Genomic DNA, 608 nt, shown 5'->3' with positions numbered 1-608 from the left:
GTACGGTTGGTGATATCGAATCTCTACCATTCATGGAAGCGATTCGTCAGCTAGCAGTAGAGCTAGGCCGTGAACGCGCAATGTTCATGCACCTTACTCTAGTGCCATACCTAGCAGCTGCGGGCGAAGTGAAAACTAAGCCAACGCAACACTCTGTAAAAGAGCTGCTGTCTATTGGTATTCAGCCAGACATTCTAGTTTGTCGTTCAGACCGCAACATTCCTTCGAACGAGCGTAAGAAAATTGCTCTGTTCTGTAATGTGCAAGAAAATGCAGTTATTTCTATGCGCGATGTTGACTCTATCTACAAGATCCCTCAGCTTATTAAAGCTCAAGGCACTGATGAACTTGTATGTAAGCGTTTCGGCATCACAGCTCCAGAAGCAGACCTGTCTGAATGGGAACAAGTAATTTACGAAGAAGCTAACCCAACGGGTGAAGTGACGATTGGTATGGTTGGTAAGTACATTGAACTACCAGACGCATACAAATCAGTAAATGAAGCGCTAAAACACGCGGGCTTGAAAAATCGCCTAAGCGTTAATATTAAATACGTAGATTCACAAGACGTTGAGTCTCGTGGCGTAGAAGTTTTAGAAGGCCTAGAT

The 608-nt window shown here is 44.2% G+C and carries 1 pseudogene; it reads left to right on the top strand.

The features are described 5' to 3' along the window. Positions 1-608, top strand: a pseudogene (pyrG, locus tag AB4496_RS28520) (CTP synthetase); the annotation flags it as partial.

Source organism: Vibrio sp. 10N.222.46.A1, assembly GCF_041473595.1.
In the GTDB taxonomy this organism is placed as follows: Bacteria; Pseudomonadota; Gammaproteobacteria; order Enterobacterales; family Vibrionaceae; genus Vibrio; species Vibrio tasmaniensis_A.
Note: the sequence above shows the minus strand (reverse complement) of the source record. Positions and strands in the feature narration are given on the sequence as shown.